The 26,211-nt window shown below is 74.3% G+C and carries 21 protein-coding genes; 5 read left to right on the top strand and 16 right to left on the bottom strand.

What is annotated here, in order from left to right; genetic code table 11:
- The first annotated feature begins 127 nt into the window (after positions 1 to 127).
- Positions 128 to 763 (top strand): CAP family protein, encoded by a 636-nt coding sequence (locus ACFVHV_RS07515; protein WP_380349529.1) that lies wholly within the window; start codon positions 128 to 130, stop codon positions 761 to 763.
- Between the two features lie 60 nt (positions 764 to 823).
- Here ACFVHV_RS07515 and ACFVHV_RS07510 read toward each other — a convergent pair whose 3' ends face one another.
- The 3 genes from ACFVHV_RS07510 to ACFVHV_RS07500 all read right to left on the bottom strand — a co-directional run bounded on the left by ACFVHV_RS07510 (position 824) and on the right by ACFVHV_RS07500 (position 5,347).
- Positions 824 to 3,775, bottom strand: coding sequence for a M48 family metalloprotease (locus tag ACFVHV_RS07510; RefSeq protein WP_380349526.1), 2,952 nt, complete (start codon positions 3,773 to 3,775; stop codon positions 824 to 826).
- Positions 3,776 to 4,315 (bottom strand): hypothetical protein, encoded by a 540-nt coding sequence (locus ACFVHV_RS07505; RefSeq protein ID WP_359900043.1) that lies wholly within the window; start codon positions 4,313 to 4,315, stop codon positions 3,776 to 3,778.
- A gap of 258 nt (positions 4,316 to 4,573) precedes the next feature.
- Positions 4,574 to 5,347, bottom strand: coding sequence for an NDP-sugar synthase (locus tag ACFVHV_RS07500; RefSeq protein WP_380349523.1), 774 nt, complete (start codon positions 5,345 to 5,347; stop codon positions 4,574 to 4,576).
- A gap of 372 nt (positions 5,348 to 5,719) precedes the next feature.
- Between ACFVHV_RS07500 and ACFVHV_RS07495 the strand changes: the two genes are divergently transcribed.
- Both ACFVHV_RS07495 and ACFVHV_RS07490 read left to right on the top strand, forming a co-directional pair.
- Positions 5,720 to 6,931, top strand: a complete 1,212-nt coding sequence (locus ACFVHV_RS07495) for a serine hydrolase domain-containing protein (RefSeq protein WP_380349521.1) — start codon at positions 5,720 to 5,722, stop codon at positions 6,929 to 6,931.
- A 106-nt stretch (positions 6,932 to 7,037) separates the two neighbouring features.
- A complete protein-coding gene (locus ACFVHV_RS07490) occupies positions 7,038 to 7,565 on the top strand; it encodes a hypothetical protein (RefSeq protein WP_380349519.1) in 528 nt (175 codons plus the stop codon).
- A 113-nt stretch (positions 7,566 to 7,678) separates the two neighbouring features.
- Here the strand turns inward: ACFVHV_RS07490 and ACFVHV_RS07485 are convergent, their stop codons facing one another.
- Entirely contained in the window at positions 7,679 to 9,082 is a 1,404-nt protein-coding gene (locus ACFVHV_RS07485) for an SDR family NAD(P)-dependent oxidoreductase (RefSeq protein ID WP_359900051.1), read from the bottom strand.
- A 168-nt stretch (positions 9,083 to 9,250) separates the two neighbouring features.
- Positions 9,251 to 10,774 carry a carbohydrate binding domain-containing protein gene (locus ACFVHV_RS07480; RefSeq protein WP_359900053.1) on the bottom strand — a complete coding sequence of 508 codons (1,524 nt, stop codon included), beginning with the start codon at positions 10,772 to 10,774 and terminating at the stop codon, positions 9,251 to 9,253.
- 380 nt (positions 10,775 to 11,154) lie between these two features.
- On the opposite strand from ACFVHV_RS07480, the gene ACFVHV_RS07475 reads away from it, so the two are divergent.
- Positions 11,155 to 12,108 (top strand): aldo/keto reductase, encoded by a 954-nt coding sequence (locus tag ACFVHV_RS07475; RefSeq protein WP_359900055.1) that lies wholly within the window; start codon positions 11,155 to 11,157, stop codon positions 12,106 to 12,108.
- Positions 12,109 to 12,219: 111 nt separating this feature from the next.
- Here the strand turns inward: ACFVHV_RS07475 and ACFVHV_RS07470 are convergent, their stop codons facing one another.
- The 4 genes from ACFVHV_RS07470 to ACFVHV_RS07455 form a co-directional block, all read right to left on the bottom strand.
- Positions 12,220 to 12,822: a GNAT family protein gene (locus tag ACFVHV_RS07470; RefSeq protein WP_359900057.1), complete on the bottom strand. Its 603-nt coding sequence runs from the start codon at positions 12,820 to 12,822 to the stop codon at positions 12,220 to 12,222.
- 83 nt (positions 12,823 to 12,905) lie between these two features.
- On the bottom strand, positions 12,906 to 13,589 hold the full coding sequence (locus ACFVHV_RS07465; RefSeq protein ID WP_359900059.1) for a nitroreductase family protein: 684 nt from the start codon (positions 13,587 to 13,589) through the stop codon (positions 12,906 to 12,908).
- A gap of 109 nt (positions 13,590 to 13,698) precedes the next feature.
- A complete protein-coding gene (locus tag ACFVHV_RS07460; RefSeq protein ID WP_359900061.1) occupies positions 13,699 to 15,336 on the bottom strand; it encodes an ABC-F family ATP-binding cassette domain-containing protein in 1,638 nt (545 codons plus the stop codon).
- 107 nt (positions 15,337 to 15,443) lie between these two features.
- Positions 15,444 to 16,655 (bottom strand): hypothetical protein, encoded by a 1,212-nt coding sequence (locus tag ACFVHV_RS07455; RefSeq protein WP_359900063.1) that lies wholly within the window; start codon positions 16,653 to 16,655, stop codon positions 15,444 to 15,446.
- A gap of 540 nt (positions 16,656 to 17,195) precedes the next feature.
- Here ACFVHV_RS07455 and ACFVHV_RS07450 point away from each other — a divergent pair.
- Positions 17,196 to 18,809 carry an ABC-F family ATP-binding cassette domain-containing protein gene (locus ACFVHV_RS07450; protein WP_380349513.1) on the top strand — a complete coding sequence of 538 codons (1,614 nt, stop codon included), beginning with the start codon at positions 17,196 to 17,198 and terminating at the stop codon, positions 18,807 to 18,809.
- Between the two features lie 30 nt (positions 18,810 to 18,839).
- Here ACFVHV_RS07450 and ACFVHV_RS07445 read toward each other — a convergent pair whose 3' ends face one another.
- From ACFVHV_RS07445 to ACFVHV_RS07415, 7 genes are all read right to left on the bottom strand, one after another.
- Complete coding sequence (locus tag ACFVHV_RS07445; RefSeq protein WP_380349510.1) at positions 18,840 to 20,321, bottom strand: S41 family peptidase; 1,482 nt, start codon at positions 20,319 to 20,321, stop codon at positions 18,840 to 18,842.
- 298 nt (positions 20,322 to 20,619) lie between these two features.
- On the bottom strand, positions 20,620 to 21,270 hold the full coding sequence (locus ACFVHV_RS07440; RefSeq protein WP_380349507.1) for a Pr6Pr family membrane protein: 651 nt from the start codon (positions 21,268 to 21,270) through the stop codon (positions 20,620 to 20,622).
- A gap of 137 nt (positions 21,271 to 21,407) precedes the next feature.
- Positions 21,408 to 22,097, bottom strand: coding sequence for a response regulator (locus ACFVHV_RS07435; RefSeq protein ID WP_380349556.1), 690 nt, complete (start codon positions 22,095 to 22,097; stop codon positions 21,408 to 21,410).
- Positions 22,098 to 22,171: 74 nt separating this feature from the next.
- On the bottom strand, positions 22,172 to 23,440 hold the full coding sequence (locus ACFVHV_RS07430) for a sensor histidine kinase (protein ID WP_380349504.1): 1,269 nt from the start codon (positions 23,438 to 23,440) through the stop codon (positions 22,172 to 22,174).
- Complete coding sequence (locus tag ACFVHV_RS07425; protein ID WP_380349501.1) at positions 23,437 to 24,414, bottom strand: hypothetical protein; 978 nt, start codon at positions 24,412 to 24,414, stop codon at positions 23,437 to 23,439. Before ACFVHV_RS07425 ends, ACFVHV_RS07430 begins: the two co-directional genes overlap by 4 nt.
- 81 nt (positions 24,415 to 24,495) lie before the next feature.
- Positions 24,496 to 25,050: a GNAT family N-acetyltransferase gene (locus tag ACFVHV_RS07420; protein ID WP_359900075.1), complete on the bottom strand. Its 555-nt coding sequence runs from the start codon at positions 25,048 to 25,050 to the stop codon at positions 24,496 to 24,498.
- A gap of 94 nt (positions 25,051 to 25,144) precedes the next feature.
- On the bottom strand, positions 25,145 to 26,209 hold the full coding sequence (locus tag ACFVHV_RS07415; RefSeq protein ID WP_380349498.1) for a hypothetical protein: 1,065 nt from the start codon (positions 26,207 to 26,209) through the stop codon (positions 25,145 to 25,147).
- Positions 26,210 to 26,211: the final 2 nt, after the last annotated feature.

Here is a 26,211-nt window from a genome sequence, read left to right as displayed (position 1 = left end):
GAGTGGGAAGTCGGCCGGTCCGACTTCCCACTCCTTTCTGCGTGGTGCCCGCCCGGCGTCCCGTGCCCTCTCGGCCCCCGGTGGCGTTAACCCGGTGACGATCACTCGGAACGCGAAGGAGACCGCCGTGGAACGACGTCGAATCCGCAACGCCGTCCTGGGAGCGTGCAGCGCGGCGGCGGTCATGGGAGTGCTCGTGCCGGCGCAGCCGGTCCGGGCCGCCGAGGCCTTTCCCCGCCCCGCGCTTCCGCTCGTGACGGACCAGGCGTTCCAGGACGATGCCCTCCGGACGCACAACCGGTACCGTGCCGCGCACAGCGCCCCGCCCCTGACGCAGGATCCCGAGCTCGTCGGGTACGCCGAGCAGCGCGTCACCCGCCTGAGCACCGGTCACAAGCTCGACCTGGTGAACGAGGGCCGGGTCAAGGGCGTGGGGGAGAACGTCTGGTGGGGCTGGATCGGGTCGGTCGAGCCGGGCACCGAGCCGGCCGCGGCACATGTCGCCGTGGACCGCTGGTACCAGCAGGGCCGCGACTACCGGTACGACCAGCCCGGCTACGACCAGAACCCGGGGACGGGCGGGTTCACCCAGGTGGTGTGGAAGGCAACGACCCGCATCGGCTGCGCCCGGGCCGCCGGCGCGGGGACGGCCGACACCAAGGACGGTCTGGAGTCGTACATCGTGTGCCTGTACAAGGAGCCGGGCAACATCGACGACCCGGCCGCCTACCGGCAGAACGTGCTGCGGCCGGTGGACGGCTGACCGCCGCCCGGGCACAGCCCCCCGGCTCGCCGGTCGTCACCGACGGAGGAGGGACACGCCTCAGGGCGCCGGGCGGTCGCAGACCGCCGCGGTGCCCTGCGCGGGCGGGCGGGTGGTGCCCCGGAAGCCGCCCGCGCGGAGGATCCCGTCGATCCCGGCGTTGACCGATTCCGCGCAGCGGCGGGCCGCATACAGGTCGAGCAGGGCGCTTCTCAGGCCGGCCTGGTCGCGGGCGGTCAGTGCCTGGGCGCAGCCGCGACTGCCGTTGTCCGCCTTGGTGGTCAGCGCGTGCCAGTCGGCCCGTAGGCGCGGGTCGGCGGGCACGCGGAACCAGACCGTCTCGAACCAGGCGGCGCTCCCCCACTGGGTGCAGGCCGGCCGGAGGCGGCGGTCCAGCGCGTCCCAACTGTCCTTGGCGGCCTGGGCCTCCCGGACGGCGGCGGTCAGGCGACTGTCGTACGAGACCGCCATGTCGATGAGGTCGTCGCCGCTGAGGCGGTACCAGGCCCGGATCTGCCGCACGCGGGTCAACTCCGACCGCGGCGGGTCCGGGAGCCCCCAGAACTGCACCAGGGAGCGCTGGGACGTGAGCTCGTTGACCATGAAGCCCAGCTGGTACCTCCTGAAGCCGCCGTCCGCCGCGGTGCCCGCGACCGCCACGACGCACAGCAGGATCACCGCGAGGCGGCGTGCGCGCGGTCCACGGGCTCCCTGCCCACCGGCCTGGGGCTCGGGGTGGACGGAGACGCGTGCGTCAGGCCGCCGTCGACGGCGGACGGCCGTGACGGCGGCAGCGGTGAGCGCGGCGACGACGGCGGTGAGCCCGGAGAGGACGAGGGCGTTGTTCAGCACGAATGTGAACGGGAACAACGGCCTCCACCAGGCCGGCCGCCAGGCGCAGCTGTCCGAGAGGACGTTGAGCGGGGCGACGCAGCCGTCCACCGAGACGAGGAGCGTCATCGCGGCGGCCCCCAGCACGGTCGCCGTCCCGGCGGCGGTCAGGGCGCCCAGCAGCCGGAAGCGCCGGTCGGCGGCGCTCGCCACGGCGGCGGCCAGGCCTGCGGGCAGGCAGAGCGCCGTCAGCAGGAGGCCCGCGTACCGCAGGGCGTAGAGCCCGCCCCGCGCGTCCGGTACCGGCTGCGCGGTGTGGATCCAGGCCTGGACGCCGACGACGGCCAGGCTCGCCAGTGCTCCGCCCAGCAGTCCGGGCAGCACGACCTTGCGCAGCGGCGCCACGGGACGTTCCGGCCGGGGTGCCCGGTCCGGCATCCAACGAGGGGTCCGGACCGCGCTGCCGGACGCCCAGGCGAGCAGCGGCACGACCCACAGGACGATGACGGCCAGTGAGCCCATCGGTGTGTCGGCGACGTTCGACAGCTGCGGCAGCACCGTGGCGATGCCGGGAATCCTGGTCAGGTCCCCGGTCGGGGCTTTGGAAGGAAGCCACTGCAGGACGGACTGGGCGACGGCCTGGGCGCCCGGGAAGTCCCTGTTCAGCGCCGTGGCTCCGGCGAGCATCCACCAGGTGAGCCACGACGTCATGGCGACGCAGCCGGCGGCCAGGCAGAGCGTGAGCGCGGGGCGCGGGGTCCGGCCTCGTGAGGTGCGGGTCCACAGGTGCGCGCACTGGGTGGTCCACCAGCCGAAGGCCGCTCCCGCCGCCACCGGTACCAGCAGGACCAGCGGCCGCTGCGGTTGCCAGGCCCAGCCCGCGCCCCAGCCGCTGAGGACCAGGCCGGCCGACATGCCGGCGCCCAGCCACCCCCCGGCCCACGCCCCGGAGGGCACCCGGGTTCCGGTCAGGACGGCGTACACCACCGCCCGCCACAGGGCGACGACGATCACGCCGGTCACCAGGGCACCGGGAACGATGACGAGCAGCGTCATCAGGTTGTTGGTGAAGTTCACGCGGTACGGCGCGATCTGCCGGAGCACCTGCTGCACGGCCAGGACGGGCACGGTGCCGATGAGGAAGAGCGGCAGGACCGAGGTGCGGAACAGCGGGGCGGGATCGACCAGGGCCCCCTGGCGCAGGCCCCACCGTGGATGGGTGCGCCACAGGTCGAGGAAAGCGTCGAGCAGGCGGCGCACCGCGCTCCCGGACGGTGCGGCGCCGACGGACCAGCCGTGCGGGTCCGCGCCCCAGCGCACCGCGGCCAGGTCGGCGTAGATCTCCCGGCTGCGCAGCGCGTCGGAGCGGGCGAGGTACAGCAGCACGACCATGACGACGGCCAGCGCCACGGCCCGGTCCAGCTGCGGCACCCGGCCGTCCGCCACCACGCCGTAGATCACGTAGCCCAGGCAGAGCACGTACGGCAGCAGCACCAGTGCGAGGAAGACCCGCCACAGGGCGACCGTGAGGTACGTCAGGGTGACGTCCCGGTTGGCGATGTGGGCGAGTTCGTGCAGCAGCACCGCCCGGAACCGCTTCGGATCGCGCCGCCGGACGGCGAGCAGGCCGCCGTGCAGGCAGACGACCGGGCGGCGGGTGCGGCCGAAGACCACCGCGCTGACCGAGGCGGCCGCGGGGTCGACCACCACCCGGGGCGTCGGCGCCACGCCCGTCGCCGTGCACAGTTCGGTGAGCAGGGCGAGGAGTTCGCCGTCCGGATCGACCGCGGCCAGCGGGATGACGCGGCCGCGCCGGGCCTTCCAGTGCGGCAGCGCGGCGAAGAGCAGGGCGGCCACCACCAGCAGGAGCAGCGGCCAGGCGGCCACCTGCCACCACGGCGGCGCGGGCGCCCACAGGGACAGGCAGAAGCGGGAGGCGGTGACCTGGCCGGAGATGCTGAGCGACGTCTTCCAGTAGCTGCCGTCAGCCGGGTCCACGCCCGCGGCGAGGCTGCACCCGGACTCGTCCCCGTCGGCCAGGACCCTGACCACTTCGAGGATCATGGCGCCGCCGGCGGTGAGCATCAGGAGCAGCAGGACGACGAACCGGGGGCCCGTGCCCGCGCCGAGGACCCTTTCGTCGATCCGCGGCCGTCCGGGCGGCGCCCCGGTGGCGTTCACCTAGTCCTGCCCGGTGCCGGTGGGGTCGGTGGGGGGCTCCGGGGCCGGTGGGGTGGGCGGAGTGGGCGGGTCCAGTGCGCGGGACAGGGCCAGCCGGGCCACGACCCTGTCGGCGATCTCCTCGGTGAGATCGGGCGCGAGGCCGCGCTGCTCGCCCGCCGTCAGGAGCAGGGCCCGCACCTCGGCCAGCTGCTCCCTGGTCAGCGGCTGGAGCTCGGCCGCGCGGGCCGGTCGCCGGAACAGCCGCCGCACCAGGCCCGTGGCCCCTCGTGAGGCGCGGTCCACCGTCGTGGCCACCATCCGCTGCGCCACCTCGTCGAGCACCAGCCAGACGACGGGCGTCACCAGGGCGGCGACCTCCCCGATCCCGAACCCCAGCGGCTCGCGCCGCCCTCCACCGCGGCTCAGCCGCCGCACCACCGTGGCGTCGTCGAAGCGGCGGAGCCCCTCCACCAGGAACAGTTCCTCCGGTGCGAGGGTCTCCACGACCGATCGCACCACGTCACGCACCAGCACGGTCGGCCGGCCGTCGCCGGTCATGTCGGTTCCGGATCCCACTCGTCCCCCAGACCTTCGAGAATCCTTCCGGCCCGCATGAGGTCGGCGCGCCGGATCGTCCACTGTGGCACGGGATGTGACGGTCGGGCAGGACTTTTCCCGAGCCTGCTCCATCCGCTCACGGAGCCTGCGGACGTCCCGATCGAGCGGGTGCTGCGGAGCCGGGTGCTGCGGAGCCGGGCACTGCGGAGCCGGGTGCTGCGGAGTCGGGCGTGACGGAGCCGGGCGTGACGGCCCGGGTCAACGGGAAGCCGGATCCGCTCCCGTGGCGGCGGTCGGTGGCCGGATCGGTTCCGGGCGGGTCGGCGCCGCCCCGCGTGTGCGCAGTTCCCGCAGGTCGTGCGGGGTGTTGACCGCGCACCAGAAGCCGTCGGCGCGGTATCCCGCCAGCTGCCGCAGCCGCACCAGGTGCGGGAGAGTCGTGTTCGCGTGGTCCCCCCGGTCCGGCAGCAGGGGGACGACGCCGGGCTCGAAGGCGTACACGCCACCGTTGACCGTGCAGACGGGCGGGGGCGGCGCGGCGAGTTCGGCGACCCTCCCCAGGGCGTCGCAGCGGACCGTGCCCCGGGGCAGCCGGGGCGGGACCAGCGCGACCGTGGCCAGTGCCCCGCATCGCAGGTGGTGGGCGCCCAGCGCGGTGAGGGGAAAGTCGGCCCAGATGTCGCCGTAGACGGCGAACCACGGTTCCCGCGGCGCCGGAAGTGCGCGGGCGGCGAGTTTCAGTCCTCCGCCCCGCCCCAGCGGGGAGGCCTCCACGACCACGGTGGTGCGGATCGGCAGGGTCGCCGCGCGTACGTAGTCGGTGATCACCTGCGAGCGGTAGCCCGCCGAGACCACCACCGTCTCCACGCCCGCGTCGGCGAACCGGTCGATCTGGTGGCGCAGCAGCGGTGTGCCGTTCACCTCGACCATCGCCTTGGGGCGCAGGTTCGTGTGCGGGGCGAGTCGCCTGCCGCGTCCGCCCGCGAGGATCACGGCCTGACGGATCGGAGCGCAGGCGTCCGGCGATGACATTCCCGACCTCCCGGGAGCGACGGCGCGGCGTCGGAGCACCGGCCGCGAGGCGCGGGCGGAGCGGACGACTGCGACGAGGGTAGCCCCCGATATGCCGTTGGAGAGGCAACCGACCCACTCGCCGGGCAGGACGGCGGCTGCGCCTCCTGCGCCTCCTGCGCCTCCTGCGTCTCCTGCGTCTCCTGCGTCTCCTGGGCCTCCTTCGCCGACGACCGGCCGCCCCCCTGCGCCACCCCTCCGGGCCGACCCTGACGGAAGGTCGGGGAACGACGGCTCCCGGCCCCTGATGTCCGGGGCGGCCGGGGCCGGAAGACTCGTCGCCGGGCCGGGAACCACCGGTCCGGACGACGACCATCCTGGAGCCGGACCCGCATGAACGCGCACACGAACCGCACCCGTTGGGCCGCCCTGGCCGCCGCCGGCGCCCTCGCGGCCGCGCTGACGGTCGGGGCGGGCAGCCCGGCCCTCGCCACGACGCCCTCCGTCGCCGCCCCGGCGGCGGCGAGCCCGTCCGCACTGCCGCCGCTGGACCCGGCGGCGCTCCGGGGCGCCCTCGCCCAGCGGCCGGCCGCCGACGTCTCCGCCGCGTTCCTGCGGGTCACCGGTTCCGCCGGGAGCTTCGAGGGCGCCTCGGCGGAGAGCGGTATGCGGGTGGATCCGCACGGCCGGTTCCGGATCGGGTCGATCTCGAAGGTCTTCACCACCACCGTCGTCCTCCAACTCGCCGGCGAGGGCCGGATCGACCTCGACGGCGCGGTCCGGCAGTACCTCCCGGACTTCCCCTACGCGTCGGTCACGGTGGGGCAGTTGCTCAACCACACCAGTGGACTGCCCGGCGGCTCCAACGTGCCCTGGGGTGACGGCACCACCGGCTGGTTCGCCGAGCACCGGTTCGACTCCTTCACCCCCGAGGAGGTCCTCGCCACGATGGCCGGGCAGCCGCTGGGCTTCACGCCCGGCAGCGCCCAGCAGTACAACGGCATGAACACCTTCGTCGCCGGGCTGATCGTGGAGAAGGTCACCGGCCACCGCTACGCCGACGAGCTGCGCGACCGGATCGTCCGCCCGCTCGGCCTGCACGACACCTCCCTCCCGGACGCCGACGACCCGCGGCTGCGGCACCCCGCGACCCGCCCGTACCTGACCGTCCCCGACGCGGACGGCGGCTCGCACCGGGTGGACGTGACCGAGCAGAGCCCGTGGCCCTGGACCGAGGGCGGCATGATCTCCAGCGCCCCCGACCTGGACCGCTTCATGACGGCGCTGTTCCGGGGCCGCCTCCTGCCGCCGGCCCAGCAGGAACTGCTGTTCACGGTCCCGGCGGTGCCCATGGCCGGACACGGCGGCCACTGCCCGGACGGCACGGCCTGCATGAGCACGGGCCTCGAACGCCTCACGGCCGGCGGCATCGTGGTCTGGGGCAAGACCGGGTCCCGGCCGGGCTCCACCAGTGGTGTCTTCGCGACCCAGGACCTCGCCCGCAAGGTCGTGTACTCGGTCGACCCGACCGCGCTGAACGGCGCCGAGACCCCGTACCTCCTCGGGCTGCTGACCACCGCGTACGGCCTGGGGTCCAAGGGCTGACGTCCGTTCTCCACCGCTGGGCCGACGGCGGGTTGGCTCGCGCGGGGGAGGCGGGCGGGCCGTGCGGTGGACGTGCGGCGGGGGTGGTGTCCGGGACGGTGGAGCCATGCTGAAGGACATCCCGGTGGGCGACACCGAACGCCCCGTTCCCCGTTGGGCCCTGCGACTGGCCAAGGCCCTCCCGTTGATCGTGCTGCCGCACTGCCTGTGGCGCCTGCCGTTCGCCTTCGACTTCCGGATGGGCACCGTCGACCCGGCCGCCCCGCCCTACGTCTGGTGGGCCGCCCCGTACGTGATCGGTCTGAGCGTGGTCACCGAGGCGCTGACGCTGCTGACCCTGGGGCTGGTCAGCGGCTGGGGCGAGGTGTTCCCGCGCTGGGTGCCCGTGCTGCGGGGCCGGCGGGTGCCGCCGCTCGCGGCGCTCGTCCCGGCCGTGCTCGGGGGCCTGACCCTGGTGGCCCTCTTCGACGGCATGCCGCTCGCCTGGCTGGGCGTGTTCGCGGAGGTCGGCTACAGCAACGGCTGGTGGATGCTCCTGGGCCGGATCTGCACCTCGACGGCGATGTTCTGGGGGCCGATCACCCTCGCCCTCGCCTGGGCCTACCACCGCCGCCGCCGGCCGGGCAGCGCGTGAGTCCCCCCGCCCCACCCCGCCCCACCCCGCCCCGCCCCGGCCCGCGCCGGCGGGGCGGGGCGGGAGCGCGGGCCACTACGACACCTGAGCTTCCGCCCCGGCCCGTCCGGGCCTCACCACTGCGCCACCCGGTAGTCCTTGAGGAACACCCCCGACACCGGGTCCCCGGCCTCGCCGCGGACGATCGGGTCGTAGACCCGGGCCGCGCCGTCCACGATGTCCAGCGGGGTGCGGAACCCCTGGGCGGCGAGGTGGGCCTTCTTCGGGGCCGGGTTCTCGTCGGTGATCCACCCGGTGTCGACGGCGCACATGTGCACGCCCCGGGGGGCGAGTTCGGCCGCGCTGGTACGGGTGAGCATGTTGAGCGCGGCCTTCGCCATGTTGGTGTGCGGGTGCCGGGCGGTCTTGTTGCGGACGGCGAACCGGCCCTCCACCGCCGTGACGTTGACGATGTAGCGGGCGGGGTGCGGGGAGGCCAGCAGCAGGGGCAGCAGCCGGTCGCAGAGCAGGGCCGGGGCCAGCACGTTGACCAGCTGGGTCTCCAGGACCTCCGCCGGGTCGAGCGAACCGAGCACGGCGGACCAGGAGTTGGCGGGCGCGAGGTCGGGCAGCAGCCCGGACTCGTCGGTGAGGTCCAGCAACGACCCGGCGCCGGAGGAGAGCCGGGCGAGGCCGGCGACCGGCCGGAACCCGGGGGCGTGCTCGATCGCCCGGCGGTCGGCGGCGGGCAGGGCGTCCAGCTCGCCGGCGGCCAGCGGCGCGTACGACTCGGGCGGGCGGCGCAGGGTCTGGGCGGCGTTGTTGACCAGGATGTCGAGCGGGCGCCCGTCGGCGCGCAGCCGGTCGGTCAGACCGATGACCTGGCGCGGGTCACGCAGGTCGATGCCGACCACGCTGAGCCGCTCCCACCACTGCCCGCTGCCCTCGGCGGCGCGGAAGCGGCGGACGGTGTCCTGCGGGAACCGGCTGGTGACGATCAGCTCGGCGCCGTCGCGCAGCATCATCAGGGCGAGCTGGAAGCCGATCTTCACCCGCCCGCCGGTGAGCAGCGCCCGGCGCCCGCGCAGGTCGGTCCCCAGGGCGCGGCGGGCGGTGTTGTCGGCCGCGCAGTCCGGGCAGAGCATGTGGTAGAAGCCGTCGACCGAGCGGTAGGCCTGCTTGCAGACGTAGCACTTGCGCGGGACCAGCAGCTCGCCGACCGGTCCGTCCGCGGCGGCCAGCGGTGCGTCCTCGCGGCGGGTCCGGCTGCCGGTCGCGGTGGTGGCGAGCAGGTCGGCGTCGGCCTGCCGCACGGCCTGCCGGGCCTCCTGGCGGCGGCGCTTGCGGCTCTCCATGACGAAGGAGCCGAGCTGCCGCTCGGCGTGCAGCCGGGTGCGGTCGTGGGCGGGGAGGGCGCGCAGGCGGCCGAGGGTGCGGCTGAACGCGGCGAGTTCCTCGGCGGTGAGGCCCGCCGCCCCGGCGGCGTCGCTCGCCGGATGGATGGTGATCAGCTGGTGATGGTCGTCCCGGACCGTCATGTCCGCCCCCTCGTGCCGTACAGGTGGGAGGGACTGTAGTGGACGGCCCGGGACGATGAGATGCCAATTTCCGCTGGTGGGCGGTGGGCGGTGGGCGGTGGGCGGTGGGCGGCGGACGCCGGGTCCGCCGCCGGGTCCGCCGTCGGGGCCGTCGCCGCGGGCGTGGGCTCAGCCCGCGTACTGGCCGAGGATCTTCGCGAACTCGTACGGCTGCTGCGGGATGTTGGTGCACTTGGACAGCGAGCCACCGGTGCAGGCGTTGGCGTCCCGGGTGGCGTCCCAGAAGGACACCATCCCGAGGTGGTTCTGCCGGGCGAAAGCCACCAACTGCTGGGCGTCGGCCTGGTTGTAGACCTGGTGGTCGTCGTTCTCGCCGATCATCGGCGTGACGCCGACCATGGCCCACAGCTGGGCGTCGGTCCTCGCCGGGTAGAGGGCCTTGAGCTGGCCGAACAGCGACTGCGCGGCCTGGACGGCGGCGTTGCCGTAGTCGGTCCCGCTCCGGTAGTAGTCCATCGCCATGATGTTGACCACGTCGACGGCCACCCCGGCGTCCCGGGCGGACTTGACGATGGCGACGCCCTCGGCGGTCAGGCCCTCCGGCAGGACGGGCAGGGTGAAGGAGACCTTGAGGCCCGGGTGGGCCTGCTGGAGCTTGGCGAGCGCGGCGGAGCGGCGGTCGTTGGCGGCGGTGTCGGCGATGGCCGCGCCCTCGATGTCGAAGTCGACGTAGCGCAGGTTGTAGGCGTTCACCACGGCGTCGTACTCGGCGAACAGCGAGTCCACCGTGGTGCAGGCGGCGGCGAGTTCGGTGCCGGCGGCGCCGCCGAAGGAGACCTTGACGTCGCCGCCGGCCGCGCGCAGCGCGTCCACCTGGTCCTTGGCCCAGGCGGTGCGCGGGTCGTAGGCGTTGAACCAGCTGGCCTTGCAGCCGACGCCGGTGACGAAGCCCATGGTGTAGCCCTTGAGGCCGCCGGCCTTGGCCAGGTCGGGCATCGAGGGGGTGGGCCAGGCGCCCATGTCGATGTACGGGGCGACCGGGAGCGCGACGTTCGGCGCCGGGGTGGTCGGTCCGCCGGTGGGCGTGCCGGTCGGGGTGCCGGTCGGGCCCGGCGGGGTCGAACTCGGCGGCGGGGTGGTCGGGTTGCCGCCGCCGGGGCCGGTCAGCGCGATGTCGTCGGCGAGGTAGCCGCCCTGGCCGTACCAGCCGTGCAGGTACACGGTGACGCTGGTGGTGGCGGGCCCGGTGGTGAAACTCGTGGACAGCTGCTGCCAGCCGGGGCCGCCGGCGGTCCAGGTGGCCGGGTCGGTGAAGCCGCTGCCGGTCGCGCCGAGGTAGACGTACTGCCCCTGCACCCAGGCGCTGAGGGTGTACTTGGTGTTGGGCTGGACGGCGACGCTCTGGCCGCACTGCGCGGTGTCGCTCGCGCCCACCGCCCCCTTGAGTGCGTACGTCCCGCTGTGCGCACCGGAGTTGACTACGCTCCCGGTGCCGGCGGAACAGCTCCAGGGGCCGACCGCGCCGCTCTCCAGGCCGCCGTTGGCGAGCAGGTTGCCGTCGGCGGCGCCGGCGTTCCCGGCGAGGACGGCCAGGCCGCCGGCGGCGAGCGCGGTGGCGGCGGCGAGGCTCAGCAGGGTGGTCCGGCCGGCGGGGCGGCGGTGCGTGGGGGCGTGCAGGGGCGCGCTGGGCATGGGGGTGCCTCTCGGGACGTGGTGGGGCCGCCCGCGCCGCGAGGGGGGAGACACGGGGCGGGCGGCGGCCTGGGGGTGTTCCGGGCGTGGGAGCGCGGTGCGGGGGAGTGCGGTGCGGGGGAGTGCGGTGCGGGGGAGTGCGGTGCTGAGCATCAAACTGGACTAGACCAGCTGTGCACGTCAAGCACTTCCCGGCCCCGGACGCCCCACCGGGGGCAGGTTTTAGGAACGGTTAAGACGGCGACGGGGCGGGCTTCGAAAGGGACTTGACCTGGAGTGCACTCCAAGGTGAAAGCTGAGGGCATCGAACGCGCCACCACGCGAACCACTGCTGCGGCCACCGCCACGGAAGCCGCGGAATCCACGATGGGAGCACCCTCATGCGCAACGCCCCGTTCGGTACCGGCGGCCCCGAGATCGGCGTCATCGGCCTCGGCTGCATGGGCATGACCTGGGCCTACGACATGGGGAGCCGGGACGACGAGAACTCCGTCCGGGTGATCCGGCAGGCGCTGGACCTCGGCGTCGGCCTGATCGACACCGCCGACATGTACGGCCCGTACACCAACGAGGAGGTGGTCGGCGCCGCGCTGGCCGGGCCGTACCGGGAACGCGCCTTCCTGGCCACCAAGGTGGGCATCGTGCCGGGCGGTGCGGGCCAGCAGCAGCGCAACGGCCGGCCCGAGCACGTGCGCCGCTCGATCGACGAGAGCCTGCGCCGGCTGGGCACCGACCACGTCGACCTCTACCAGCTGCACCGGGTCGACCCGGACGTCCCGATCGAGGAGACCTGGGGCGCGTTCGCCGAGGCCGTCGCGGCCGGCAAGGCCCGGAGCATCGGGCTCTCCGAGCCGACGGTCGAGGAGATCAAGCGGGCGCAGTCCGTGCACCCGGTGGCCTCGGTGCAGTCCGAACTGTCGCTGTGGACCCGGGACGTGCTGGCCGAGGTGCTGCCGTACACCGAGGAGCAGGGCATCGCCTTCCTGCCGTTCTCGCCGCTCGGCCGGGGCTTCCTGACCGGCGGCATCACCTCCTTCGACGAGCTGGCCGCCGACGACTTCCGCCGCCGGCTGCCGCGCTTCCAGCAGGACGCGCTGAAGGCCAACCTGGCGCTGGTCGAGAGGGTCCGGGCGGTCGCCGGACGGACCGGCGCCAGCCCCGCGCAGGTGGCGCTGGCCTGGGTGCTGGCGCAGGGCCGGTACGTCTTCCCGATCCCGGGCACCCGGACGCCGCGCTACCTGGTGGACAACGTGGGCGCGGCCGGGATCGAACTCTCGGCGGCGGACCTGGCCGAGCTGGACGCGCTCCCGGCCGCGACCGGCGAGCGTTACTGACGGGGCGCCGCGAGCGCGGGCGGTGCCGGCGGATCGGTGCTCGCCGGGGGCCGGTGCCCGACCGGGGGCCGGGAGCCGGTGCCGCGCCGGTGGCCGGTGCGGCGCCGGGAGTCAGCGCTCCATCACCCACACCAGCTGCCGTCCGGTCTCGCCCGGAGCCCGGACGGCGGTCTCGGCGACCCGGTCCAGCCGGTAGCCGAGCTTGCGCGGGACGGCCGCGCTGGCGCCGTTCGCCCGGTCGCAGCGGATCTCCACCCGGGTGATCCCGGGCAGTGCCAGCGCGGCCTCGGTCAGCGCCCCGGCCGCGGCGGTGGCGATGCCGCGGCCGACGTGCCCGGTGGCGACCCAGTAGCCGATCTCCAGCGCGCCCGGCCCGATCCGCCCGTGCAGGCCGAAGGCGCCGATCACGCCGCCGGGTTCGGCGTCCAGGCCGGCCAGGTACATGAAGTCGGTGCCGGCCTCCCAGGCGGCCGCGCCGGCTCTGGTCAGCTCGGCGGTCCGGGCCCGGGAGGGGGCCTCGGCCGCCCACTCCATCCAGGGCCGCAGGTGGTCCAGGTTGGCGCGGACGGCCCGGTTCAGCGCGGCCGCGTGGGTGCTGCGGCGGCGCCGCAGCCAGAGGCCGCCGGGCAGCCGCAGCCGTTCCGGCGGCCGCCCGGCGGTCACCGCCGCCACCGGCGGGGCGAGGCCGCAGGACCGTGACTGTGCTTGGCTCATGACGGCGATTATGTCCTTGGCCGGGACCTGTCACCATCCGATGTCCCCCCGGTGGCGGGCGCGCCCGCCCGCGCCCCGGTGCGTCAGAGCCGGACCATCACCTCGTCGAGCTCCTTGCGCCGCAGGTCCGGCACGCGCGCCCCCTCGGCCGGGTAGCCGACCGGGATCACGTACGCCGCGCGCTCCTCCGCCGGGCGGTCGCACACCTCGTTGAGGAACTTCATCGGACTCGGGGTGTGGGTCAGCGTGGCCAGCCCGGCCTGGTGCAGCGTGGCCAGCAGCAGCCCGACGGCGATCCCCACCGACTCCTTGGTGTAGTACGGGCGCGGCGAGTCGGGGCCCTTGTGCACCTCGAACACCACGATCACGGCCGGCGCGTCCTCCAGGAACGGCTTGCGCCAGTCGGTGCCGATCGGGGCGAGGGCGGCCAGCCACTCCTCCGACGCCCGGTGGCCGTAGAACTCGCGCTCCTCGGTCTCGGCCGCCTCGCGCAGCCGCCGCTTGCGCTCCGGGTCGGTGATCACCACGAACCGCCACGGCTGGACGTGCGCGCCGCTGGGCGCGGTGCCGGCCGTCCGGATCGCCCACTCGACGACCCCGTCCGGGAGCGGGCGGGTGGAGTAGTCGCGGACGGTCCGGCGCCGGGCCATCACGTCGTGGAAGGACCTGCTGCGGGCCTCGGCCTCGTGGGCGGGCACCGTCATGGGGGCGAGCGGGACGGTCGGGTGGGACGTCCCCGCCACGGCGCTGTCTGTGCTGTCAACCATGGCGGACAGCACAGCACATGACGGCCCCTCCGGGAAGAGGTACAGACCGATAGGTACAGACCGATAGGTACAGACCGGGAGATGGAGCCAATCGCCGGCCGGCGCCGGCTCAGAGCTCGTGCACCCGCCCGTCCCGGACCTCGATCCGGCGGTTCACCGACACCGTGTCCAGCATCCGCCGGTCGTGGGTGACCAGCAGCAGGGTGCCGGTGTACGAGCCCAGCGCGGTCTCCAGCTGCTCGATCGCCGGCAGGTCCAGGTGGTTGGTGGGCTCGTCCAGCACCAGCAGGTTGACCCCGCGGGCCTGCAGCAGCGCCAGCGCGGCCCGGGTGCGCTCGCCGGGGGAGAGGGTGGCGGCCTGACGCAGCACGTGCACCGCCTTGAGGCCGAACTTGGCCAGCAGCGTGCGCACGTCCTCCGGCGCGAGCTCCGGTACGGCGGCTGCGAAGGCCTCCAGCAGCGGTTCACCGCCCAGGAACAGGCCGCGCGCCTGGTCCACCTCGCCGACCACCACGCCGGAGCCCAGCGAGGCGCTCCCGCCGTCCAGCTCCAGCCGGCCGAGCAGGGCGGCCAGCAGCGTGGACTTGCCCGCGCCGTTGGCGCCGGTGATGGCGACCCGGTCGGCCCAGTCGATCTGCAGGTCCACCGGGCCGAAGGCGAAGTCCCCGCGCCGCACGCTCGCCCCGCGCAGGGTGGCGACCACCGAGCCGGAGCGCGGCGCGGTGGCGATCTCCATCCGCAGCTCCCACTCCTTGCGGGGCTCGTCGACCACGTCCAGCCGCTCGATCATCCGCTGGGTCTGCCGGGCCTTGGCGGCCTGCTTCTCGGTGGACTCGGTGCGCATCGCGCGCCCGATCTTGTCGTTGTCGGAGGACTTGCGGCGGGCGTTGCGCACGCCGTTCTCCATCCAGCCGCGCTGCATCCGCGCCCGGGCCTCCAGCCCGGCCTTGGTGTCGGCGTACTCGTCGTACTCCTCGCGGGCGTGCCGACGGGCCACCGCCCGCTCCTCCAGGTACGCCTCGTAGCCGCCGCCGTACAGGTTGACCTGCTGCTGGTGCAGGTCCAGCTCCAGCACCTTGGTCACGGTGCGGGCCAGGAACTCGCGGTCGTGGCTGATCAGCACGGTGCCCGTGCGCAGGCCCTTGACGAAGGCCTCCAGGCGCTCCAGGCCGTCCAGGTCGAGGTCGTTGGTGGGCTCGTCGAGCAGGAAGACGTCGTAGCGGGAGAGCAGCAGCGAGGCGAGGCCGGCCCGGGCGGCCTGGCCGCCGGACAGGGCGGTCATCGGCAGGTCCAGCGAGACCTTCAGCCCGAGCGAGTCGGCGACCTCCTCGGCGCGCTCCTCCAGGTCGGCGCCGCCGAGGTCCAGCCAGCGCTCCAGGCCGACGGCGTACGCGTCGTCGGCGCCCGCCCGGCCCTCGACCAGGCCCTCGGTGGCCTCGTCCAGCGCGGCCTGCGCGGCCGCCACGCCGGTGCGGCGGGCCAGGAAGTCGCGCACCGACTCGCCCTCGCGCCGCTCCGGCTCCTGCGGCAGGTGGCCGACGTTGGCGCTCGCCGGGCTCAGCCGCAGCGAGCCGCCCTCGGGGGCGTCCAGGCCGGCCAGCAGCCGCAGCAGGGTCGACTTGCCGGCGCCGTTCACGCCGACCAGACCGATCACGTCGCCGGGGGCGACGACCAGGTCCAGGCCGGAGAAGAGGGTGCGTTCGCCGTGGCCGGCGCTGAGGTCCTTGACTACGAGTGTCGCGCTCATGATGGGGCCGATTGTAGGAGGAGCGGCCCGCTCGACGGAAAAAAGCGGGGGCCGCGGCTGTCCTGCCGCGGCCCCCGGATCACCCGGACTTGATCACCGGGCCTTGATCACTTGGCCTTCTTCGAGAAGTACTCGAACATGTGCTGGGCCACGTCCTCCAGGTACGGACCGGCCTCGTAGGTGTTCGCGCCGTTGCCGATGGAGGTGTCGCTGACCAGCGCCGGCTTGCCGTCCTTGGTCGCGTACCAGCCGCCGCCGCTGCTGCCGCCGGTCATGTTGCAGCCGATCAGCAGCATCGCCGGGCGGCTCGGGTCGCCGGTCTTCTTGGACGGCTTGCCGCCGTCGCAGTGCTCCAGCTCCACGCCGTCGAAGGGCTTGCCCTCGGGGAAGCCGTAGTTGCTGACGGCGCCGACCTGGTCACGCGGGGCGTTGAACCAGAGCGGGACGGAACCGCCGACGGTCTCCTCCAGCGACTTGCCGCCCGGGTTGGGGTTGGAGACCTTGATGATGCCGAAGTCGTACTGGCTCCACGGGCCGCCCTTCTCCGGGTCGGCCTCGCCGGCCCACTGCGGCGAGACCATGCCGGAGGTGGCGGTCCACTCGCCGTACGGCTCGGCGTCCTCCAGCTTGGCCTGCTTGTTGCCGTTGCTCAGCACGCCGTTGCTGTTGAAGGCCGGGGCGAAGGTGATGTCGGTGTAGTACTTGTTGCCCTTGCCGCCGTGCAGGCAGTGGCTGGCGGTCCACACCAGGTTGCTCTTGCCCGGGTTGGCCGGGTCGGAGACGACGGTGCCGGAGCACACGTAGTCCTCGTTGCCGTCCTTGAAGAAGATCTTGCCGTTGACGTGCATGTTCTTCGGGAACGGGTGCGCCACGGGCTTGGCCGGGACCACGGCGGGCAGCTGGTCCGCGCCGCCGCCCGGCTGGGCAGCGGTGGGCGCGCTGGTGGGCGCGCTGGTGGCCGACGCGGCGCCGGTGGGCTGCGCGGGCGGCTGGGTCGCCTCCGGGGCGGGCTGGGGCAGCGGCTTCGGCTTGGCCTCCAGCAGCTTCTGCAGGGTCCAGTAGCCCTTGACCGCCGGGGTGATCACGTTCGCCTGGGCCCACTTGTCCCAGTCCTCCAGCTTCCAGGTCTTCAGCTCTTCGAGCGTCGGAAGCTTGATCGGAGCCGCGCCCGGGGTGCCGGCGGCGCTGGCCGCGACGCTGGGAGCCGCGGTCACGGCCGGATCGGCGTTGTCGGGGCCGCACGCGGTGGCGACCACCATGGTCAGCGCGGCGACGGAGGCGCCCAGGACGGCACGGCCCGGCCGGGATATCGGTGACATGAGTTCAAATCCCCCTGTTGACTACCGCCATGCGACCCGATCCCCGGGTGCGGCCCGCTTCGGCCGCCGGCATGGCAGGTGAGGAGTCTGCCATGCGGCCGGGGGACTCCTGACATCCGCCCCTGACCGGGACGGGGCCGTCACCGGATCGGCACCGGATCGGCACCGGGCCCCCGCCGGCTCCCCGTCGGACCTCCGTCGGGGGGTCGTCCCCGCCGGACCTCGTCGGGGGTGCGTTCCGCCGCGACCTCGGGGCCGGTAAATCGGTTGCGGGTGCCGTACGGGCTGCCTAACGTGGTCCGGGTCATCAGCCAGACAAGGAGAAGGCCGTTGCTCTACTGAGGTCCCGGGACACCGCCCCCGCCGCGCAGGCCCTGCTGCCGTTGCGCGGTGCGCGAGTGTGCGACCTCAGTCACGGCCCGTGGCGCCCCTCTGCGTGACGCCACCCCTTCGTTCTCCTTCGGCCGTCCCCGGTTCCGCACCCGCGGTGTCTCCCCGTGTTGCTCACCACCCCTTCGGCAACCACCCCGGGAGGCCCTTGTGGCACACCAACCCACCACCACCGCCGTCCTCTGCACCGAGCTCTCGTTCGAGTGGCCCGACGGCAAGCCCGTCCTGGACGGCTTCCAGCTCGCCGTCGGCCCCGGCCGCACCGGCCTGATCGGTCTCAACGGCGCCGGCAAGTCCACCCTGATGCGGCTGATCGCCGGCGAGCTCACCCCCACCGGCGGCACCGTCCGGGTCGAGGGCGAACTCGGCTACCTGCCACAGGGGTTGACGCTCGACACGACGCTGCGGGTGGACGAGGCGCTCGGCATCCGCGGCGCCCGCGAGGCCCTGCACGCCATCGAGTCCGGCGACACCGACCAGCGCCACTTCGACGCGATCGGCGACGACTGGGACGTCGAGGAGCGCGCCCGCGCCACCCTCGACCGGCTCGGCCTCCACCGCCTCGGCCTCGACCGCACCACCGGCGAACTCTCCGGCGGCGAGGTGGTGCTGCTGCGGCTGGCCGCCCTGCTGATGGCCCGCCCCGACGTCCTGCTGCTCGACGAGCCCACCAACAACCTCGACCGGGCCGCCCGCGAGCGGCTCTACGAGACGGTGGCAGGCTGGAACGGCGTGATGCTGATCGTCAGCCACGACCGCGAACTGCTCCGGCACGTCGATCGGATCGCCGACCTGCGGGACGGCGAAGTCACCTGGTACGGCGGCGACTTCGACGACTACGAACGCACCCTCGCGGCCCAGCAGGAGACGGCCGAGCGGCTGCTGCGCAACGCCGAGGCCGACGTCCAGCGCCAGAAGCGGGACTTGGCCGAGGCCCGCGTCCGGCTGGACCGCAGCGCCGCGTACGGCAAGAAGCGCTCGGTCACCCGCAACGACCCGCACATCTTCGCCGGAATGCTCAAGCGCAAGGGCCAGGAGACGGCCGGCCGTCTCCAGGGCATGCACGCCGAGCGACTGGAGGAGGCCAGGGCGCGGCTCGACGTGGCCGAGGAGGCGGTGCGGGACGACGCCGAGATCCGGATCGACCTGCCGCGCACCGCCGTCCCGGCCGGCCGTACCGTGCTCACCCTGGACAAGGTCCGGCTGCCCTACGGCGCCACCGCCGACCTCGACCTGCGCGGGCCCGAGCGGATCGCCCTGGTCGGCCGCAACGGCGCCGGCAAGTCCACCCTGCTGCGCACCATCGCGGGCGAACTCGCCCCGCTGGCGGGGGAGGTCGTCACCCCGGTGCCGCTGCGGTACCTCCCGCAGCGGCTCGACCTGCTGGACGACGAGCGCTCGGTCGTGGAGAACGTCAAGCTGTTCGCCCCCGGCGCCGGGGACAACGCGGTCCGCGCCCGGCTCGCCCGCTTCCTGTTCCGCGGGGCCCGGGCCGACCAGCCCGCCGCCACCCTCTCGGGCGGCGAGCGCTTCCGCGCGACACTGGCCGCCCTGCTGCTGGCCGACCCGCCGCCGCAGCTGCTGCTGCTCGACGAGCCGACCAACAACCTGGACCTCGCCAGCGTCCGCCAGCTCACCCAGGCGCTGGCCGCCTACCGGGGGGCGCTGATCGTGGCCAGCCACGACCTGCCGTTCCTGCGCGGCCTGGGGCTCACCCGGTGGCTGGAGCTGGACGGCGAACTGCGGGCGGTGAAGCCGATGTAGCGCCTGGCGTCGCTGCCGTGCCTGCCGTTGTTACTCCTGGTCGCCCTGGTCGGCCTGGGCGTCCTGCCGGGCCTGGGTGTCCTGGTCGGCCCGGGCGTCCTGCCGGCCCCGGGCGTCCTCGACGAGCATCCGGCGGGCCGTGCTCAGGGCCGAGTCCCTGAGCGCGGCCAGCTCGTCCGGGGTGAACACCGGGGTGCGGACGTTCGGCGGGATGCCCGGTCCGTCGAAGGTGCCGCCGTTCCGGGTGAGGTACTTCTCGTTCGGCAGGCCGACCATCAGGTCCGGCGAGAGCTTCTTGATCATCACGTCGGAGAAGACACCCTGGGTGTTCTCGCCGACCCGCAGCACCTTGGGGGAGCGGCCCATCATGGCCTGGGTGAAGGTCTCCGCCGCACTGGTGGAGATCGAGGAGGTGAGCACCGCCACCGGGCCGTTGAAGCGCGCGCCCGCCGAGGGGCGCACGGTGACCGGCTCGGGCCGGGTGAACCTCGCCGGGTCGGCCGGGTCGTTGCGCGCCACCTTCCGGTAGGCGACGTAGGGGCGGTCGGTGAGCCGGGCGGCGATGTGCAGCCCGAGCGCGTCCGAGCCGCCGCCGTTCAGCCGCACGTCGACGACCAGTCCGGCCGGGCGGTCCGGGCCGGCCAGCAGGGCGTCCAGCGCGCGGTCCAGCTCGTCGAGCTGGCTCTGGTGGCCGCCCGCGGCGTACCTGCCGAAGCTGCTCACCCGGAGGTAGCCGATGCCGTCGGGGAGCCGGCCCACGCCGAGCCGGCCGTTGGCGAAGAGCTGCTCCGGACCGGTGAGCCGGGCGGCCGAGGCCTGCCGGGCGCGGGCGGTCAGCTCCTCGGTCTCCTCGGTCGACCCGGGCCGCTGCCCGCCGAAGACCAACTCGGGGTGCCCGTCGACCGTCCGGGCCAGTGAGGTGTGGGCGTCGCCGAGCGGGCGGAGCATGTCCACGAGGACGGCCTGCAACTGGTCGACGGTCGTCGTCGGAGTGATCGTGCGCCGCTTCTCGTCCCGGACGGCGTGCCAGTCGATTCCCTTGGCAGCGAAGAAGGGGTAGTTCTCCTCGAAGTTCTCCCAGAACCGGTCGAAGACCGCGAGCGGGTCGTTCGCGGCCGGCGTGGCGCACAGCGGCGGCAGGGCGTCCAGACGCCTGAGCGTCTTGCTGCCGACCCCGCCCTCCTCGCGCTCCACCGCCCGGTTCCGGCCCCGGGGGGTGAGCGTCAGGGCGTTGTCGCCCATGCCGTAGCGAGTGGTGCCGTCCGGGCCGGGCGCCGCGGTCCGCGTCCCGGTGATCCACCCCGGCACGCAGCTGTGCGCCGTCACGTCGTAGGTGGTGAGCCGGTCCCCGGAGACCGCGACCAGCAGGCCGTAGCCCTCCGTCCGCCAGACCCCGTCCAGCGGGTTCGCCCGCCCTTCCTGGGCCGCGGCCGCCCCCGGCGCCGCCAACCCCACCGCCGCCGCGAGCGCCACCGCCGCGGCCGTCGCCCTGCCCGTGCTCCTGCGTGTCATCTCCGGCCTCCGCCGAACCCCGGTCTCCCCCGCGGAACCCCTCCGCCACCGCTCCCGGCCGAGGCTACGGCGGGCCCCACCGCCCGGGCGTCATCCGGCGAGCCGCAGCCGCTTCCTCCTGCGGGCCCATCCGCTTCCTCCTCAGGGCTCATCCGGGCCCGGGAGGAATGGTCCCCGGTGGTCTCGACAGCGGACCGGTGCGCCGTCGGCAGGAGTTCGCCGCGGCTGAAGGTCTGCGTGGCGGAAGGTCCCCGCGGCCGAAGGTCCGCGTGGCTGAAGGTCTCCGCGGTGGACGGCGTCAGGCCTGCGGCGCGGGCCGCAGCCGGCCCGCGATCCGGGTCCCGAGCCGGTCCAGTCCGACGACGAGGGCGGCGAGCACCACGAACTCGACGGTCAGCAGGGCGATCTGGCCCCAGACGTAGCCGTAGCCCTTGGTGGTCGGGTCGAAGAAGAAGTAGGGGTAGGGCATCGGGTAGTCGTCGAACAGCGCGTTGCGGGCGAGCACGATCGCCGCGTAGCCGAGCGGGAAGCCCAGCCAGAGCGGTATGTCCTTCCAGGCCGCGGCGTTGCGGGGCTTGAGCACCAGCCAGTCGACGATCACCAGGACCGGCGTCACGTAGTGCAGGAAGAACGACGACCAGTGCGCCAGCCTGTCCGGTCCGCTCACCAGCCCGGGCAGCGGGTTGGCGCCGTGTTCGAGCAGGACGTGCGAGACCAGTCCGGTGATCAGGATGTACAGCGTGGCGGCGCCGCGCAGCCGGGGCGCGGGCGCGTCCACGGTGCCGCGCTTGAGCATCCAGTACACCGCGCCGATGAAGTAGCCGAACACGATCACGTTGCTCTGCACGGTGAAGTAGACCAGCGGCGCGGTTCCGAGGATCAGGCCGAGGCCCGCCGAGAGCACGATGCCCATGCGCCACCACAGCGCGGGCCGGGTCCGGACAGTCATGCGGCCACCAGTTCGTTCCAGGCGATACGGGAGGTATCGGAGGTTTTCGGGGGAAACCCGCACTCTACTCGCTGGTGACGATCGGGTGGAATCCACGTTCGATTCGCGCGGCGCCGAGAAAGCCGTTTGAGCGGGTGTCAGCCCGGCAGTACGAAGCCCGACTCGTACGCCGCGATGACCGCCTGGGTGCGGTCCCGGGCGCCCAGCTTGGCCAGCACGCTGCCGACGTGCGTCTTCACCGTCTCCGGGCTCACCACCAGCTGCTGCGCGATCTCGCCGTTGCTGAGCCCGGAGGCCATCAGTCGCAGCACCTGGCCCTCCCGCTCGGTCAGCCGCCGGATCGGCCCCCGGCCGGCGCGGTCCGCCCGCTCGGCCTCCCGGCGCCGGTCCGCGCCGTGGCGCAGCGCGAGTTCGCGGACAGCAGCCGGGAACAGCAGCGAGTCGCCGCGCGCGACCAGCCGCACCGCCTGCACCATCTCCTCCGCCCGGGCCCGCTTCAGGAGGAACCCGGCGGCGCCCGCGCGCAGCGCGTCGTACACGTGGTCGTCGTGCTCGAAGGTGGTGACGACCAGGATGCGCGGCGGCGCGGCCATCCCGTTGACGAGCTGTTCGGTGGCCCGGATGCCGTCGATGCCGGGCATCCGGACGTCCATCAGCACCACGTCGGGGCGCAGTTCGCGCACCAGCGGGACGACCTCGGCGCCGTCGGCGGCCTCGCCGACCACGGTGAGGCCCGGTTCGCTGTCGATCACCACCCGCAGGCCCAGGCGGACCAGCCGCTCGTCGTCCGCGATCACCACCCGGATGCTGTCCGCGGCCCGGCCCACGCCTGCGTCCGCGCCTTCGTGCTCGCCCGCGCTTTCGTGGTCGTTCACGCCTTCGTCCACGCCTTCGTGCTCGTTCACGTCGTCCCTCCCACCGGCAGCCAGACGGCCAGCCGCCACGTCGTTCCGTCCTCGCCGGGCCCCGCCGTGCTGCCGCCGTGCAGGGCCGCCGCCCGTTCCGCGATCCCGCGCAGTCCGCGTCCGCCGCCGGGGCGGCTCGGCCGGGCGGGGCCGAGCGGGTTGGTCAGCTCGATCTCCAGCCGGTCGCCGGCCAGCCCGACCCGGAGCCCGGCCGACGCGGGCCCGGCGTGCCGCAGCACATTGGTCAGGCCCTCCTGCACGATCCGGTACGCCTCGCGGGACACCGTCCCGGGCAGGCCGCCCAGCCCGGGCGCCAGCTCGGCGTCCACCGCGACCCCGGCCCGGCCGAGCTGGCGCAGCAGGTCGTCGAGCTCGGCGAGGGTGGGCCCGGACGGCTCGGCGGCCTCCGGGTCCTCCTCGCGCAACAGACCGAGGACGGCGTCGAGTTCGGCGACGGCGCCCCGGGCGGTCTCCTCGATCGCCGCGAGCGCCTCGGCGGCGAAGTCCGGGTTGCTGCGCAGCACCCGGGCCGCGGCCGAGGCCTGGATGCCGACGGCGCTGAGCGCGTGCCCGACCGAGTCGTGCAGCTCGCGGGCCAGCCGGTTGCGCTGGGCGAGCACGGTGGCCCGACGCTCGGCCGCGGCCACCCGCTCCTCGGGGGTCGGGCCGAGCAGGACGGGCGCCCAGCGGGCGAGCAGCGCGCCGCAGACGGCGTTGGTGCCGACGATCAGCAGCAGCACGCCGAGGCCGAGGGCCGGGCCGGTGACCAGCCAGCCGGGGAAGTGCCGCTCCCACATCCGGACGAACTCCTCCGTCCCCGCGAAGCCGAGGACCAGGACCACCGCGAAGGGGGTGCCGGCCAGCGTCATCCCGGCGACCACCCCGCCGAACAGGACGTGCAGCACGTACCAGAGCGCGGTGCGCCGGCGGGCGGTCCAGGAGCGGGCCGGTCCGGTGGCGAGCTCCTCCGGCCGGGCCACCGCGCACAGCGCCCGCGCGGCCGCGCCCTCCAGGCCCCGCACCGTCGGCACCAGCGCGGTGATCGCGGCCATCGGCAGCGAGGTGAGCAACGACAGGACGTACATCAGCAGTTGGCGGGCGGGCGACTGGTCCGGGTTGAGCGCCCCGTACAGCACCACCGACAGCATCCAGTACGGCATCAGCAGCGCGCCGCCCAGCACCAGGTGCACCCAGCGCAGGCGGGCCCGACGCCCCAGCGCGGCCCCCGCCGCACGCCGCAACCGGCGGCCCACCCCCGTGATCACCCGCGCGACTCTACGGCAGCGGCGCGCCGGCGGGCGCCCCATTCGGTCAACGCCGTCGCCCCGACCACCAGGACCAGCACCGAGGCCACCACCTGGGCGCTCTGCACCAGAGGTGTCAGCCCGGGCACGGCCGTCCGCAGCTCGGTCACCCGGGTCGTCGTTACCCCGAAGGCCACCAACTGCCAGCAGCCCCAGCCGAACAGCGAGCCGGCCGCCGTCCACACCACCAGCAGCGGCCCGAGCACCCGGCGCCCCGGCCGGATCCGGAAGACCAGGACCAGCAGCGCCGCCGCCGCGGCCACCGCCATCACCGCGGCCACCCCGTCCATCACCGCCACGCCCCGGCTCCGGGCCTCGGCCATGTCCCGCGGAAGTCCGGCGGTGCCGCCGAGCGCCCAGTAGGCGCGGACCGCCGCGACGCCCGCGGCGAGCAGCGCGGCGACGCAGGCGAGGACGCGCTGCACCGTCAGGGTGGGGGAGTCGGGCAGGTCGCCGATCCGCTCCCGCAGCAGCCCGGCCCAGCGCCGCCGGGCGTACAGGGCGAAGGCGGTGAGCAGGGCGAGGCCCTGGACGGCGAAGCCGCCGTACACGACGAGGAAGACCCAGTCGCCGATGCCCTTGTCGTCCGGGTCGCCGCGCTCCGGCCCGAGCACCAGGACGCTCAGCAGGTACAGCGGCAGCGCGATCAGGATCGTGCCGAGCAGCCCGGTCGCCACCCACATCGGGAACGCCACCAGTCCGGCCGGCGCCCGCCGCCCCCACGGCCGGGCGAACGCCAGCGCCAGCGCCACGGCGATCGCGTCCATGCCGAAGGTCAGCAGGTTCACCAGCCACAGCCGGTCCATCTCACCGGGGGCGTCCGACCCCACCGGGTGCCCGGTCAGCCAGAGCAGCTTCAGCGTCAGGTACGGCCCGGTCGCCGCCACCGCCGTCCACGCCGCCCCGGTCCGCACCGCGTGCTCGTTGATCCTCATGCCCCCACCGTCCCGCCGGGCCCCGCCCCGGGGCCTCCACCCACGGTCCGATCCCGCTCCCCCCGGCGGGGGATCTCCGGCTCAGGCCGGTGCGACGGCCGTGGCCATCCGGTGGATCACCCGGTCCTCCTCGTCGGTGCGGCCGTCCGGGTCGGCGACCAGCCCGAGCCGCTCGGCGAGCCGGCGCGAGGGCAGGTTGTCCGCGTGGATCAGGGCGATCACCGGGATGCCGGGGTGGCGCGGCAGCCCCTCGGCCATCGCGGCCCGGGCCGCCTCCGCCGCGTACCCCTTGCCCCACGCGGACGGCCGGAACCGGTAGTAGAGGTTGAACACCCGCTCCCCGTCCAGGGTGTGCAGGTAGAGCCCGGCGAACCCGATCACCGCCCCCGGGTCCTCCCGGGTGGCGACGGCGCAGTACCCCACCCCGTCCCGCACCCAGTCGGCGACGAACCCGTCCAGCATCTCCTGCGCCTGGGCGATGTCCCGCTGCGGCCCGTTCGGGTTGTACCGGTTGGTCTCCGGATCCCCGTGGATCGCGAACATCGCCTCCAGGTCCCCCTCTTGGGGCCGCGTCAGCACCAGCCGCTCGGAGACGGCGACGATCGTGCGGGAGGTCGGGTCGGTGGTGGTGGTCATGGCGTTTCCCCGTGTCTCGCGTAATAGTTCCATCGCAAGATAGGCCATTACCCGGAGGCCTGTCGGCCCATTTTCCGCCCGCGGGAGGGGGCTGCTACAGGATCGGCTCGCAGCCGATCGCCTTGCCCCCGGCGGTGAGGAACTGCCGCACCAGGTCCTTCTGGTCGGGGAAGAGGAACGGCTTTTCGAGGCCCGAGGTGATCCCACCGGTGACGGTGAAGAAGACGTCCTTGCCCTGGCACGTGGTGACGAGCGTTCCGTCTGCCACCCACTGGGCCCGACCCAAATCGGGGGCCGTGCTCTCCTTCCGGGCCAGGGCGGTGGTCCGCGGCTCGGTCGTGATCGCGAACTCCTGCACCCGGCTGTCGTACCGCGGGTCCCCGCCGATCCGGCACGACCAGATCGGGGCGGTGGCGGTGGTGACCTGCTGCGGCATGCGCCACAGGGCCTCGGGGTTCCTGGCGGGTGCGAACCCGGGCAGGCCGCAGAGGTTGGCCCAGTCCGGGTCCGTCTCGGCGCCCTTCTCCGACAGGGTCGTCGGCATCGGGAGTGCCCCGTTGCCGCACGCGCGTGCCTTGGCGAGGCCATTGGCGAAGGCCGCGGCCAGACGGGCCCTGGTCTCGTCGTGGCCCTGCACGTCGGCGCGCACCTCGGCGCGCACGCCCTTGTCGCACCCCTCGGGGAGCACCGCCCACGCGTCGTCGGGCGTCACGGAGCCGACCGAGCCGCCGGAGAACAGCCGGGCGTCCGAGGCGGCCAGCGCGCCCGGCCCGGCCTTCGCATTGCGGACGGGGGTGAACCGCACGGTCTTCTCGGAGGTCTCGAACAAGCCGGAACGGACCGTCGCGGTGCAGCTGTTCCCGGTGGATTCCTCCGTGGCCGAGAATCCTCTCCGGCGCTCGCCGATCCGCCCGGAGCCCAGGAGGTCGTGCAACTGGTCCGCCGTGGCGGCCCCGTCGCACACGCTGTCCGGCCCGCCGACGTTGGTCAGCCGGTACACCGCGAACCCCGCCGCCCCCACCGGGACGAGCGAGAGCGCCACCACCACGGCGGTCGCCCGCAACCGCAGGCCCCGCGTGGTGAACCCCCGCCGGTCGAGCGCCGCGTCGACGCGCCCGGCGAGGCCTGCGGAGGCCTTGTCCACGTCTTCGCTCCCCATCG

Source organism: Kitasatospora sp. NPDC127116 (assembly GCF_042677365.1).
In the GTDB taxonomy this organism is placed as follows: domain Bacteria; phylum Actinomycetota; class Actinomycetes; order Streptomycetales; family Streptomycetaceae; genus Kitasatospora; species Kitasatospora lactacystinica.
The sequence above is the reverse complement of the archived record's forward strand: the minus strand, read 5'-3'. Positions and strand labels throughout refer to the sequence as shown.

Coding starts and splice junctions, on each gene's coding strand:
- ACFVHV_RS07505 (WP_359900043.1), bottom strand. CDS start 4,315: ATGACCGGCGACGGCCGGCCGACCGTGCTGGTGCGTGACGTGGTGCGA.
- ACFVHV_RS07500 (WP_380349523.1), bottom strand. CDS start 5,347: ATGTCATCGCCGGACGCCTGCGCTCCGATCCGTCAGGCCGTGATCCTC.
- ACFVHV_RS07495 (WP_380349521.1), top strand. CDS start 5,720: ATGAACGCGCACACGAACCGCACCCGTTGGGCCGCCCTGGCCGCCGCC.
- ACFVHV_RS07490 (WP_380349519.1), top strand. CDS start 7,038: ATGCTGAAGGACATCCCGGTGGGCGACACCGAACGCCCCGTTCCCCGT.
- ACFVHV_RS07485 (WP_359900051.1), bottom strand. CDS start 9,082: ATGACGGTCCGGGACGACCATCACCAGCTGATCACCATCCATCCGGCG.
- ACFVHV_RS07480 (WP_359900053.1), bottom strand. CDS start 10,774: ATGCCCAGCGCGCCCCTGCACGCCCCCACGCACCGCCGCCCCGCCGGC.
- ACFVHV_RS07475 (WP_359900055.1), top strand. CDS start 11,155: ATGCGCAACGCCCCGTTCGGTACCGGCGGCCCCGAGATCGGCGTCATC.
- ACFVHV_RS07470 (WP_359900057.1), bottom strand. CDS start 12,822: ATGAGCCAAGCACAGTCACGGTCCTGCGGCCTCGCCCCGCCGGTGGCG.
- ACFVHV_RS07465 (WP_359900059.1), bottom strand. CDS start 13,589: ATGGTTGACAGCACAGACAGCGCCGTGGCGGGGACGTCCCACCCGACC.
- ACFVHV_RS07460 (WP_359900061.1), bottom strand. CDS start 15,336: ATGAGCGCGACACTCGTAGTCAAGGACCTCAGCGCCGGCCACGGCGAA.
- ACFVHV_RS07455 (WP_359900063.1), bottom strand. CDS start 16,655: ATGTCACCGATATCCCGGCCGGGCCGTGCCGTCCTGGGCGCCTCCGTC.
- ACFVHV_RS07445 (WP_380349510.1), bottom strand. CDS start 20,321: ATGACACGCAGGAGCACGGGCAGGGCGACGGCCGCGGCGGTGGCGCTC.
- ACFVHV_RS07440 (WP_380349507.1), bottom strand. CDS start 21,270: ATGACTGTCCGGACCCGGCCCGCGCTGTGGTGGCGCATGGGCATCGTG.
- ACFVHV_RS07425 (WP_380349501.1), bottom strand. CDS start 24,414: ATGAGGATCAACGAGCACGCGGTGCGGACCGGGGCGGCGTGGACGGCG.
- ACFVHV_RS07420 (WP_359900075.1), bottom strand. CDS start 25,050: ATGACCACCACCACCGACCCGACCTCCCGCACGATCGTCGCCGTCTCC.
- ACFVHV_RS07415 (WP_380349498.1), bottom strand. CDS start 26,209: ATGGGGAGCGAAGACGTGGACAAGGCCTCCGCAGGCCTCGCCGGGCGC.